12 protein-coding genes are annotated in these 12,509 nt (G+C 68.9%); all 12 read left to right on the top strand.

Annotation, left to right across the window (positions count from 1 at the left end):
* Nucleotides 1-4: 4 nt before the first annotated feature.
* Entirely contained in the window at nucleotides 5-898 is an 894-nt protein-coding gene (locus VLK31_RS34420; RefSeq protein ID WP_409172985.1) for a LysR family transcriptional regulator, read from the top strand.
* Nucleotides 899-1,030: 132 nt separating this feature from the next.
* Nucleotides 1,031-2,017 carry a Bug family tripartite tricarboxylate transporter substrate binding protein gene (locus tag VLK31_RS34415; protein ID WP_409172984.1) on the top strand — a complete coding sequence of 329 codons (987 nt, stop codon included), beginning with the start codon at nucleotides 1,031-1,033 and terminating at the stop codon, nucleotides 2,015-2,017.
* 38 nt (nucleotides 2,018-2,055) lie between these two features.
* Nucleotides 2,056-2,991 carry a succinylglutamate desuccinylase/aspartoacylase family protein gene (locus tag VLK31_RS34410; protein WP_409173004.1) on the top strand — a complete coding sequence of 312 codons (936 nt, stop codon included), beginning with the start codon at nucleotides 2,056-2,058 and terminating at the stop codon, nucleotides 2,989-2,991.
* 146 nt (nucleotides 2,992-3,137) lie between these two features.
* Nucleotides 3,138-5,735: an ATP-binding protein gene (locus tag VLK31_RS34405; RefSeq protein WP_409172983.1), complete on the top strand. Its 2,598-nt coding sequence runs from the start codon at nucleotides 3,138-3,140 to the stop codon at nucleotides 5,733-5,735.
* A 59-nt stretch (nucleotides 5,736-5,794) separates the two neighbouring features.
* Nucleotides 5,795-6,385, top strand: coding sequence for a DUF1439 domain-containing protein (locus VLK31_RS34400; protein ID WP_409172982.1), 591 nt, complete (start codon nucleotides 5,795-5,797; stop codon nucleotides 6,383-6,385).
* A complete protein-coding gene (locus VLK31_RS34395; RefSeq protein WP_409172981.1) occupies nucleotides 6,382-7,419 on the top strand; it encodes a glycerophosphodiester phosphodiesterase in 1,038 nt (345 codons plus the stop codon). Before VLK31_RS34400 ends, VLK31_RS34395 begins: the two co-directional genes overlap by 4 nt.
* On the top strand, nucleotides 7,416-7,703 hold the full coding sequence (locus tag VLK31_RS34390) for a hypothetical protein (RefSeq protein ID WP_409172980.1): 288 nt from the start codon (nucleotides 7,416-7,418) through the stop codon (nucleotides 7,701-7,703). Before VLK31_RS34395 ends, VLK31_RS34390 begins: the two co-directional genes overlap by 4 nt.
* Before the next feature lie 24 nt (nucleotides 7,704-7,727).
* Nucleotides 7,728-8,177, top strand: coding sequence for a hypothetical protein (locus VLK31_RS34385; protein WP_409172979.1), 450 nt, complete (start codon nucleotides 7,728-7,730; stop codon nucleotides 8,175-8,177).
* Between the two features lie 137 nt (nucleotides 8,178-8,314).
* A complete protein-coding gene (locus tag VLK31_RS34380; RefSeq protein ID WP_409172978.1) occupies nucleotides 8,315-9,769 on the top strand; it encodes a TolC family protein in 1,455 nt (484 codons plus the stop codon).
* Nucleotides 9,770-10,162: 393 nt separating this feature from the next.
* Nucleotides 10,163-11,557 carry a multicopper oxidase family protein gene (locus VLK31_RS34375; RefSeq protein WP_409172977.1) on the top strand — a complete coding sequence of 465 codons (1,395 nt, stop codon included), beginning with the start codon at nucleotides 10,163-10,165 and terminating at the stop codon, nucleotides 11,555-11,557.
* A gap of 59 nt (nucleotides 11,558-11,616) precedes the next feature.
* Entirely contained in the window at nucleotides 11,617-12,072 is a 456-nt protein-coding gene (locus VLK31_RS34370) for a DUF411 domain-containing protein (protein WP_409172976.1), read from the top strand.
* A gap of 32 nt (nucleotides 12,073-12,104) precedes the next feature.
* Entirely contained in the window at nucleotides 12,105-12,407 is a 303-nt protein-coding gene (locus tag VLK31_RS34365; RefSeq protein ID WP_409172975.1) for a copper-binding protein, read from the top strand.
* Nucleotides 12,408-12,509 lie beyond the last annotated feature (102 nt).

The raw sequence follows: 12,509 nt of genomic DNA, 5'->3' as shown, positions 1-12,509 counted from the left end.
CGCCATGCAATTCAAGTGGATGGAAGACTTCATCGTGCTGGCACAAACGCGCAGCTTCACGCGCGCGGCCGAACTGCGCCACGTGACACACCCCGCCTTCGGTCGGCGCATTCGCGCGCTGGAGTCGTGGGCCGGCACGGCGCTGGTCGAGCGCGGCAGCTCGCCGGTGGCGCTGACGCCGGCCGGCGAGAGCTTTCTGGAAAACGCCAGCCAGATGGTGCGCGGCGTGGAGAGCTCGCGCGAGGAAATGCACAGCGTGGCCGGGCGCGAAGCACGCACCGTCACGCTGGTCACCGGCCGCACGCTGGCGCGCACGGTGATGGCCGACTGGCTGGTGCGGCTGCAACCGCTGCTGCGCGGCGGCGAGGTGCGCGTGCTGACCGGCGCGCTGGCCGAGACGGTGCGCATGCTGGAGCACAACGAGGTCGACTTCTCGCTGATCTTTCATCACTCGGCGCTCACCTTCCGGCTCGACGGGCGGCAGTTTTCGCACGTGACGGTGGCCTCCGACAAGCTGGTGCCGGTGTCGCGTGCCGACGCCCAGGGCCGCGCGGCCCACAGTTTCGACGCGCCGGGCGACGTGCCGTTTCTCTCCTACGTGCGCACGCTGGCCATGGGCCGGCTGGTGGAAGACCTGCTCGCCAACAACCCGCAGGCGCCGCGCCTGAAGCGCCACATCGAATGCGACTCGGCCGACGCGCTGTACGAATACGTGCTGCGCGGACTGGGCGTGGCCTGGCTGCCGTGGTCGATGGTGCAGGCCGACTGCAAGGCCGGCCGCCTGGTGACCACGGGCGGGCGGCGCATGGAGGTGCGCTTCGAGGTGCGCCTGTACCGACCCAAGCGCCGTCTCGGCCCGCTGGCCGAAGACGTGTGGCGCGCGATGGCGACGCGGTAGCCGGGTAGTCTGGTAGCCGGACACACCACTGCGCCGGGCCCAATCGGCACCACTTCGTGCCAGCTTGGCACCACGAAGCAGCCGGCCGCTTCGCAGAATCCGCGGGTTCACTTCACAAAACCCGAGGCCACGATGCGTCTTCTCCGTGCTTTCCCTTCCCGCCTTGCGCTGGCCCTGTGCGGCCTTGCCGCCTCGGCCTTCGTCCCCTCCATCGCCTTTGCAGACACCTACCCCAGCAAGCCGATCACGCTGATGGTCGGCTACCCGCCGGGCGGCTCGACCGACCTGACCGGCCGCGCGCTGGGCGTGGAGCTGTCGCACCGCCTGGGCGTGCCGGTGATCATCGACAACATCGGCGGTGCCGGCGGCGTCATCGGCGCGCAGAAGGTGGCCAATGCGGCGCCCGACGGCTACACGCTGCTGCTGGGCGCCAACAACGAGGTCGCCATCAGCAAGCTGGTGAACGCCAGCGTGCGCTACGAGCAGAAAGACTTCACGCCCATCGGCCTCGTCGCCTCGCAGCCGCTGGTGCTGGTGGCGGCGCCGGCCGCGGGCGTGAAGAACGCGGGCGAGCTGCTGGCGCTGCTGAAGAAGAACCCGGGCAAGTACAGCTATGGCAGCTCGGGCGTCGGCACCTCGCTGCACCTGGCCGGCGAAATGCTCAAGCAGCAGGGCGGCGTGGCCATGACGCATGTGCCCTACCGCGGCGTGGCGCCGCTCACCAACGACCTGCTGGGCGGCAACATCGACTTCGGCATGTTCGTGCTGTCCAGCGCGCTGCCCTACATCCGCAGCGGCAAGATGGTGGCGCTGGGCACCACCGAGGCCAGGCGCTCCGCCATCACGCCCGACCTGCCCGCGCTGGGCGAAACCCCGGCGCTGCAGCGCATGGACATCGGCGTGTGGTTCGCGCTGATGGGCCCGGCCAAGCTGCCCGAGCCGGTGCTGGCGCGGCTGAAGAAGGCGCTGGACGAGACCCTGCAATCGCCCGACTTCCGCAAGAAGATGGAGGCCACCAGCTCGGTCGTCCCACTGGCGCCGTTGGACATCGACCGGTTCCTGGTCACCGAAACCGCCAAATACCGGAACATCGTGCAATTCGCCAACATCAAGGAATGAGCTTGTCCGCTTCCACTTTCGAACTCACCGCGCCCGACATGTCGGCCTGGCGCGCCGGCAATACCGGCACCGAAGGCGTCTGGCATTTCGCCTCCGGGCAGCCCGGCCACCACGTGATGATTTCCGCGCTGGTGCACGGCAACGAGATCTGCGGCGCCTGGGCGCTGAAGGGCCTGCTGGAGGCGGGCGTGCGCCCGCAGCGCGGCAGCCTCACGCTGGCGCTGTGCAACCTGGAGGCCTTCGACAGCTTCGACCCGGCCGACGCCGACGCCTCGCGTTTCACCGACGAAGACCTCAACCGCCAGTGGTCGGCCGACCGCCTGGAGGCCGGCGGCACCCGAGAGCGGCGCCGCGCGCTGGCGCTGCAGCCGCACGTGGCGCAGGCCGACTGGCTGCTCGACCTGCATTCGATGCACGAGCACTCCGCCCCGCTCACGCTCACCGGCATGCACCCGCGCAACCTGGCGCTGGCGCGTGCGCTGCGCAGCCCCGAGCACATCGTGATCGACGCAGGCCACAAGGACGGCGTGCGCATGCGCGACTTCGGCCGCTTCGGCGCGCCCGATGCCGACCCGTCCACCGACGCGCTGGCGCTGCTGGTCGAATGCGGCTTTCATGGCGACCCCGACAGCCGCACCGTGGCGCAGGACCAGTGCGCGCGCTTTCTGCGCGCGGCCGGCACGCTGGACGACGCGGCCATTGCGCAGGCGCTGCCGGGTTGGCTGCAACCCGACGCGCCGCGCCAATGGGCGCTGGACGTCACCGGCCCGGTGGTCGCGCGCAGCGAAGACTTTCGCTTTGCCAAGCACTTCACCGGCCTTGAGGTGATTGCGCAGGCCGGTACCGTCATCGGCTGGAACGACGGCGAGCCCGTGGCCACGCCGTATGACGACTGCGTGCTGGTGATGCCTTCCACGCGCCAGGCCAAGCCGGGCGTGACGGTGGTGCGCTATGCGCGCCGCCGGCCGCTCTGACCGAGCAGGCGACCGTTCGGTGGCCCGCGCGTGGCGCCTCGCGCCGGTGACGCATGGCGCGTTTGTCTGACCAGGGTGCCGCCTGAGTTCTGCTAGTTTCTTGCGCTGGTGAAAACACAGGCTCAGGCAAGCAGAAGGCGGCGCGCATGGTCAACGCAACATCGACAACGGGGTATCCCTTCCTCACGGGCGGCGGGGAAATGGCCGGGCTGATCGCCGCTTTCGACTGGGGCGGCACCGGTGTCGGGCCGCTGGAAAACTGGCCCGGCCACATGCGCAGCGCGGTCTCCATGATGCTCAGGTCGGACCTGGCCATGGCCACGCTGTGGGGCGAAGCGGGCGTGCTGATCTACAACGACGCGTACGCCGCGTTCTCCGGCGTGCGGCACCCGCAGCTGCTGGGCATGGGCGTGCGCCAAGCCTGGGAGGAAGCCACCGACTTCAACGACAACGTGATGAAGGTCGGCCTGGCCGGCGGCACGCTCAGCTACCAGGACCTGGAATTTCTGCTCAACCGCCGTGGCGCGGCCGAGCAGGTGTGGATCAACCTCGACTATTCGCCGCTGCTGGACGACAGCGGCACGCCGGTGGGCGTGTGGGCATTGGTGGTCGACACCACGGCCAAGGTGCAGGCGGAGCGCCGCCTGCAGGACGACCGCCAGCGCTTTGCCCAGCTGTTCGAGCAGGCGCCCAGCTTCATGACCATGCTGGAGGGGCCCGAACACCGCGTGGTGCTGGCCAACCCCGCCTACCTGCGGCTGGTGGGCAACCGCCCGCTGATCGGCCTGCCCGTGGCCGAGGCGCTGCCGGACGCGGCGGCGCAGGGCTACGTCGCGCTGCTGGACAACGTGTATCGCAGCGGCCAGGCCCTCACGGCGCGCGCCGCGCGGTACGACGTGCAGGTCGAACACTCGCCGGTGCGCGAGCGCTATGTCGACTTCGTGTTCCAGCCCATCCGCGACACGCGCGGCGCGGTGTCGGGCATCTTCGTGGAGGGTGTCGACGTCACCGAACGCATGACGGCCGAGGCCCGGCGCGAGGCGCTCGCCGGCTTCACCGAGCGGCTGCCGACGCTGCAGAGCACGCATGACTTGGCCCAGGCCGCGGCCGAAATTCTGGGCGCCACGCTGAACGTGAGCCGCGCGGGCTACGGCACCGTCGACCCCGACAACGAAACCCTGCACGTGGAGCGCGACTGGACCGCCCCGGGCTGCGCATCGCTGGCCGGCATGCTGAAGCTGCGCGACTTCGGCTCGTTCGTCGACAGCCTCAAGCAGGACGAGCCGGTGCTGATCGCCGACGTGCGGCTGGACCCCCGCACGCGCAGCGCCGCGCCCGCGCTGGAAGCCCTGCACGCCCGTGCCTTCCTCAACGTGCCGTTGATGGAGCAAGGCCGGCTGGTGGCGGTGCTGTTTCTTAACCATGCGCAGGTGCGCGCCTGGACGCCCGAGGAGGCCGCCTTCGTGCGCGAAATTGCAGGCCGCACCCGCACCGCGGCGGAGCGCGTGCGCAGCGAGGCCGCGCTGCGCGAAGCCAACGAGTCGCTCGAACGCAAGGTGGCGCAGCGCACGCAGGAGCTGATGGAGGTGGAGGCCAAGTTCCGCCAGTCGCAAAAGATGGAGGCCATCGGCCAGCTCACCGGCGGCATTGCGCACGACTTCAACAACCTGCTGGGCGGCATGAGCACCAGCCTGCAGGTGCTGGAAAAGCGCCTGCAGATGCAGAAGTTCGACAACGTGACGCGCTACATCGGCATGGCGCAGGAGTCGGTGCGCCGCGCCGCCTCGCTCACGCAGCGCCTGCTGGCCTTCTCGCGCCGCCAGACGCTCGACCCCAAGCCGACCGACGTGAACCGCCTGATTGGCGGCATCGAGGAGATGGTGCGCCGCACGGTGGGACCGTCGGTGGTGGTGGAGGTGGTGGGCGCCGGCGGCCTGTGGCTCACGCAGGTGGACGCCTCGCAGCTGGAGAACGCGGTGCTCAACCTGTGCATCAATGCGCGCGACGCCATGTCGCCCCACGGCGGGCGCCTGACCATCGAGACCGCCAACAAGTGGCTGGACGACCGCGCCGCCACCGAGCGCGAACTGCCGCCGGGCCAGTACATCTCGGTGTGCGTCACCGACACCGGCGCCGGCATGACGCCCGAGGTGGCGGCACGCGCCTTCGACCCCTTCTTCACCACCAAGCCCATGGGGCAAGGCACGGGGCTGGGGCTGTCGATGGTGTACGGCTTTGTGCGGCAGTCGGGCGGCCAGGTGCGCATCTATTCGGAGCCGGGCGAAGGCACCACCATGTGCCTGTACCTGCCGCGCTTCATCGGCGAGGCCGAGCAAGACGCGCCGCCGATGCTGCCGGTGGCCGACCACCGCGGCGAAGGCGAGGTGGTGCTGGTGGTGGAAGACGAAGCCACCATTCGCGCGATAGTGGCCGAGGAGCTGGAAGACGCCGGCTACCGCGTCATTTCCGTGGGCGACGGCGCCGCCGCGCTGCGCGTGCTGCGGTCGCAAGACACCATCGACCTGCTGCTGACCGACGTGGGCCTGCCCGGTGGGCTGAACGGGCGCCAGGTGGCCGACGCGGCCCGCGTGAGCCGCCCCCAACTGAAGGTGCTGTTCATCACCGGCTATGCGGAAAACGCGGCGGTGGGCAACGGCCTGCTCGAATACGGCATGGAAGTGATCACCAAGCCCTTCGACGTGGCCGCGCTCACGGCCAAGGTGCAGGAGATGATCGAACGCTGACCCCCCAGGGCCGCGCCGTCGCCGGAAACACACCCGGCTGTGGCAAGCTCGCCAACCGTATGAACATTCGCCCTGCCCTCTCTTCGCTCTCCCCTTCCCGGCGCCGGGTGCTGCGCGCGCTGCTCGGGGTTACTGCCCTGCAGGTGCCTTTTGCGGCACTGGCCGGCTTCAACTTCTTCACCAGCGAATACACCGCCACCCGCGACGAGCTGCAGGCGCAGATTGCCAAGCGCTTTCCGGTGGCCGAGCGCTATGCGGAGATCTTCATGGTCGGCCTGCGTGACCCGCAACTGGCGCTGAACGCCCAGACCAACCGCGCGGCCATCACCGCCACGCTGACCATTGCAAGCCCCTTGCTGGCGGCCTCGCCGGTGCAGGGGCTGGTGTCGGTCAGCAGTGCGCTGAAGTACGACGCCGCCACGCGCGCGCTGCGGCTGGACCAGCCCAAGGCCGAGCGGCTGACGCTGGAGGGCGTGGAAGGCCGAGACGCCGAACGGCTGGAGCGCGTGGGCGCGCTGGTGGCGCAGGAGCTGCTGCAGGGCCAGATGCTGCGCAGCTTCACGGCCGACGAGCTGACGGTGGGGCGCAAGACCTACGAAATTGGCGACATCACGGTGCAGGACAACGGGATCAAGGTGCAACTCAAATGACAAGCGCTCGCTCCGGGCTCGCTCCCTTCGCTTTTGCCTTTGCCGCTGCCGTGCTCATGGCCGGTTGTGCTTCCATCGCGCCCACGGCCAAGCTGCATTTCGACCTGGAAGCCCACCGCGGCGGCCGCGGGCTGGCGCCCGAGAACACGCTCGCCGCGTTCAACAACGCCATCGACCTGGGTGTGAACACGCTGGAGCTGGACATCGGCCTCACCGCCGACGGCGTGGTGGTGATCTCGCACGACACCTCGCTCAACCCCGACCACACGCGCGACGCCGGCGGCAACTGGCTTGCGCCGAAAAGCGGCGCGGCCATTCGCACGCTCACGCTGGCGCAGCTGCAGACCTACGACGTGGGCCGGCTGAACCCGTCGAGCAACTACGGCAAGCAGTTTGCGCTGCAGCAGCCGCGCGACGGCGAGCGCATTCCCACGCTGGCCGCCCTGTTCGCACAGGTGCAGGCCCGCGGCGCCAATGCAGCCACGGTGCGTTTCAACATCGAGACCAAGGTCGACCCGACCAAGCCAAATGAGACCGCCGCGCCCGAGCCGATGGTGCGCGCGCTGCTGGCCGAGATCGACAAGGCCGGCATGGCCGACCGCGTGACCGTGCAGAGCTTCGACTGGCGCACGCTGGCGCTGGTCGGCCAGCTTGCGCCGCAACTGCCGCGCGCCTACCTCACAACACCGCGCACCCTGAAGGACAGCCGCTGGACGGCCGGGCTGGAGGCGGGCAGCTTCGCGTCGGTGCCGCAGATGGTGAAAGCCGCGTCTGCTTCTGCTCCTGCTTCCGGCAAGGCACCCGCCCCGGTCACCTGGTCGCCGGCCTATGCCGACCTGACGCCCGCCGTCATCAAGGAAGCGCAGAAGCTCGGCATGAAGGTGCTGCCGTGGACCGTGAACGAGCGCGCCGACATGCTGCGGTTGATGGACGCGGGCGCGGACGGCATCATCACCGACTACCCCGACGTGCTGCGCGACCTGATGCGCGAGCGCGAACTGTCGCTGCCGCCACCCGGAAAGAACACGCCATGAGCACCGCCACGCAGCAACTCGACACCATCGCGCGCCAACTTGCCGCGCTGCGCGAGGGGGCTGATTCGGCGGGGTCGGTCACCACGCTGTCGAACGACGCACGCGCCAGCACCGAGCTGCTGGCCGCCCTGCCCCCACGCTATACCGAGGTGCTGCTGAACCTGCTCGATCGGCTGGAGTCGAGCGCGCTGTTCAGCGAGGAGAGCTGCTCCTTCAGCCAGAAAGACCTGCTCGACAACCTGCAGGTGTGGGCGGACAAGGCCCGCACGCAGTTGGTGTCTTAGCACCCGCGTCTATCATCCGGCCCCATGCGCACCCTGCTGCTCGCCCTCATGATCGCCCTGCTGCCCATCCGCGGCTGGCTGGGCGACGCGATGGCGGTGGAGATGGCGCGGCATTCGCTGCCGGCGGCTGCAACCGCAACGTCGGCTTCCATGGCCGGCGCGGCCAGCGAAGCCCATTGCCATGAAGCCATGGCCTCCGGCGACGAGGCCGGCATGCAGATGGCCATGTCCATGGCCATGACCATGGACATGGGCAGCACCGATCACGCATCCCATGACAGCGGCGGCAGCGGCGGCGGCGACCACCAGGGTTGCGGCACCTGCACCGCTTGCCAGGTCTGCCACACGGTCGCCCTGGGCGGCCTGCCCTTGATCGACACCGTGCACGGCGCGCCCCAGGCGCCGCCGGCCGCACATGCCAGCCGCTTCGCCAGCGCAGAGCCCGCCCAGGGCCTGAAGCCACCCATTTCCTGATCTCCCTGCCCGTGGTCCGTCCGCAGTGAGCCTCTACAGGCTTGCGGCGCTGGTCGTATTGCTCATGGAGATCGAGCGTGAACCCCTTTTTTGGCTGGCCATTGGCCGGCATCCGTCGCTGTTCAAAACATGGCGGCATGCGTACGAATGACGCGCGCAACCCCGCTTTTTCATTCACCAGATCGGCAGCCGCGCTGACCGCCGCGGCGGTGCTGGCCGGCTGCGCCAGCCTGTCGCCGGACGGCGGCAGCGCCGACGTGCAGGCGCTGGTCGGCGCCAACCCGCTCTTGGCGGGCGCCGCCGCCCAGCGCGCGCCGGACGCGGCGTCGCAGCAGCGGGTCGAAGAATTGCTCGCCCAGCCGCTCGATGCCGAAGCCGCCGTGCGCATCGCGCTGCTCAACAGCCCGCGCGTGCAGGAGGCCTTTGCCACGCTGCAGCTCAGCGACGCCGACCGCGTGCAGGCGGCGAGCCTGCCGAACCCGGTTTTCGCCTTCAGCCGGCTCACCGAGGGCAGCCAGCGAGAGATCGACCGCCTGCTGAGCTTCAACGTGGTGGGCCTGCTCGCGCTGCCCTGGCAGGCGCGCTGGGCCGGCCAGCGGCATGAGGCGGCCAAGCTGCAGGCTGCGCAGAGCGTGCTGCTGCTGGCCGCCGACACCCGCCGCGCGTGGGTGCGTGCCGTGGCCGCGCAGCAGAGCGTGGTGTACCTGCGAGACGCCAAGGAGGCTGCCGAAGCCGGTGCCGAGCTAGCGCACCGCATGGTCCAGGTCGGCAACTGGAGCGCGCTGCAGCGCACGCGCGAGCAGTTGCTGCTGGCCGACGCGGCGGCGCAGTTGGCGCGTGCCGAGCAGTCGGCCGTGGCTTCACGCGAACAGCTCAACCGGCTGCTGGGCCTCAGCGGCAAGAGTGCCGCCACCTGCACCCTGCCCGACCGCCTGCCCCCGCTCCCCAAGGCCGTGCCCGAGCTCGGCGACGTGCAGGCGCTGGCGTTGCGCGACCGGCTGGACGTGCGTTCGGCGCAGGCCCAGAACACGGCCGTGGCCGGTTCGCTGGGACTCACGCGCGCGACCAGCGTGGTCAACGCGATGGAGTTGGGTGTGGTTCGTAACAGCAAGTTCGACACCGGTGCGGACAGTTCCCGCAGCACGCAGCGCGGCTTCGAGCTCGACCTGCCGATTCCGATTTTCGACTGGGGCCAGGCCCGCAACGCAAGGGCGCAGGCGCTGTACCTGCAGTCGGCAGCGCGTGTGCGCGACGTGGGGGTGTTGGCGGCCAGCGAGGCGCGTGAAGCCTGGCAGGGCTGGAACACGGCCTATGCCATAGCGCGTCGTTACCGCGACGAGGTGTTGCCGTTGCGCAAGCAGGTGAACGAGGAGATGGTGCTGCGCTACAACGGGATGCTCGCGAGTGTGTGGGAGCTGCTGGGCGAGACGCGCGCCAGCATGTTGATGGTGAATGCGGGCATCGAGGCGCAGCGTGATTTCTGGCTGGCGGACACCGATCTGCAGCTGGTGCTCACGGGCAGTTCACCTGGGGGCATGACGGCGCTGCAGGCTGGTGCTCTCGGTGACTCCGCCACTACGGGAGGGCACTGAGATGACGACTTCTTTCTCTGTGCTTTTTGAGCGTCGCCATTCGGGGCTCGCTCAGGAGGGCGGGGTACCTTGCTCCGCGAATGTCCCCCGGGCTTCGCCCTCCTCCTTTATTTCGCTGCGCAAGGCACCCCACCCTCCTGCGCGTTATTCGGAGCAGTCGTTGATCAGCGGAACACCAGCAGCGTGCCCTGGTGCACAGGGCGTCGGGTGCTCCCCGCAGCGAAATAAAGGAGGAGCCGAAGGCGGGGGACATTCGCGGAGGGGAGTACCCGGCGGCCTGTGCACGCGCCCTGAACAACAGCGCCCAGAACAACAGCGCCATGAACAACAGCGCCATGAACAACAGAGCCCTGACCAGCAAGCCCAAGAACACAAACACGAAGAGACCCTGAAATGAACCGCCGCAACTTCTTCGCAGGCGCCGCGACAGCAGCCGCCGCAACAGCCGTCAGCCGAGCGACCATGGCCGCCCTCCCCGAACCCGTCTCCCGACAAGAGACAGCAACGGCCCCCCCGCTCATGCCGCCCAACGGCCGCCCCTACAACCCCGTCGTCACCCTCAACGGCTGGACCCTCCCCTGGCGCATGAACGCTGGCGTGAAAGAGTTTCATCTGGTCGCCGAACCCGTCGTGCGCGAAATGGCGCCCGGCTTCAAGGTCAACATGTGGGGCTACAACGGCCAGTCGCCCGGCCCGACCATCGAAGTGGTCGAAGGCGACCGCGTGCGCATCTTCGTCACCAACCGCCTGCCCGAACACACCACAGTGCACTGGCACGGCCAACGCCTGCCCAACGGCATGGACGGCGTCGGCGGCATCACGCAGCCGCACATTCCGCCGGGCAAAACCTTCGTCTACGAGTTCACCGCGCGCCGGCCCGGCACCTTCATGTACCACCCGCACGCCGACGAAATGGTGCAGATGGCCATGGGAATGATGGGCTTCTGGGTGACCCACCCGAAAGAAAAACATCCGCTCATCGACACCGTGCAACGCGACTTCTGCTTTCTGCTCGGCAGCTTCGACGTGGAACCCGGCAGCGCCACGCCCAAGGTCAACACCATGACCGACTTCAACATCTGGAGCTTCAACAGCCGCGTGTTCCCGGCCATCGACACGCTCAACGTGCGCCAGGGCGACCGCGTGCGCATTCGCGTGGGCAACCTCACCATGACCAACCACCCCATTCACATCCACGGCCATGAGTTCGAGGTGACCGGCACCGACGGCGGCCCCGTGCCGCGCACCGCGCGCTGGCCAGAGGTGTCGGTCGACGTGGCGGTGGGCCAGATGCGGCAGATGGAGTTCATTGCCGACGAAGAAGGCGACTGGTCCCTGCACTGCCACAAGGCACACCACACCATGGGCCCGATGGGCCACGAGGTGCCCACCATGATCGGCGTCGACCACAAGGGCGTGGTCGAAAAAATCAGAAAGCTCGTGCCCGACTACATGGTGATGGGCGACAAGGGCATGGCCGACATGGGCGGCATGGAAATGCCCATTCCCGACAACACCCTGCCCATGATGACCGGCACCGGCCCCTTCGGCCCCGCCGAGATGGGCGGCATGTTCACGCTGCTGAAAGTGCGGCGCGACCAGAAGCCCGGCGACTACCGCGACCCCGGCTGGTTCAAGCACCCGGCAGGAACGGTAGCGCGCGAGGTGCCGAACGCCGAGGGCGCCAACGTGCCGGCGGCCACGCGCAACGCGCCCGCACCGTCCACGGCAGACCGCACCGACGCCACCGTGCGCAAGCCCTCCGGGCATGGCGCCCACAACCACTGAACCCACCACTGAACCCAACACCGACCCCACCACGGACACCTATCAAGGAGCACATCGACATGCAAAGAAGAACCCTGCTGACGCTGGCCGCCGGCCTGCCCGTCAGCGCTTTCACACCCCTGGCCCTGGCCGCCGCGCCGATGGTCGAAATCTGGAAGGACCCGAGTTGCGGCTGCTGCCAGGACTGGGTGAAGCACCTCAACCAAAACGGCTTTGCCACGCGCGTGCACGACGAAGGCAACAGCGCCGCGCGCACCCGCCTGGGCATGCCGGCCAAGCTGGGCTCGTGCCACACCGGCGTGGTGGGCGGCTATGCCCTGGAGGGCCACGTGCCCGCGCGCGAAGTGCAGCGCCTGCTCAAGGAAAAGCCCAAGGCGGTGGGCCTCGCGGTGCCGGGCATGCCGGTGGGCTCGCCCGGCATGGATGGCCCGGCCTACGGCGACCAGCGCGACCCGTACGACGTGCTGCTGGTGCTGGCCGACGGCAGCACGCGCGTCTATCAAAGCTACCGATGAACCGACCTGCAACCCGACACATGAAACCCGCCATGAAAAAACTCGCTGTTTCCCTTGCCACCGCACTCTCCACCGCCCTGCTGGCAACCGCCGCCTTCGCCCAGGCCGCGCTGCCGTCCGTCGAAGGCGAGGTCCGCAAGGTGGACACCGACGCCAAGAAAATCACCCTGAAGCACGGCGACATTCCCAACCTCGACATGAGCGGCATGACCATGGTCTTCCGCGTGAAAGACCCGGCGTTTCTTGCGCGGGTGAAGCCGGGCGACAAGGTGCAGTTCACGGCGGACAAGGTCGACGGTGCGCTGACGGTGATTTCGATCGCGCCGGCGAACTGACGTGGCGCAGCCCATCGCACCCGCGCCGATCACCGCCTCGTGGCGGCGCGTGTCGGCCACCGAGAAACTTCTTGCAACCGTCACACCACGAACCGCGCAGGG

Origin of the sequence: Variovorax sp. H27-G14 (genome assembly GCF_046156345.1) — a bacterium.
Taxonomy (GTDB): domain Bacteria; phylum Pseudomonadota; class Gammaproteobacteria; order Burkholderiales; family Burkholderiaceae_C; genus Variovorax.
Note: the sequence above shows the minus strand (reverse complement) of the source record. Positions and strands in the feature narration are given on the sequence as shown.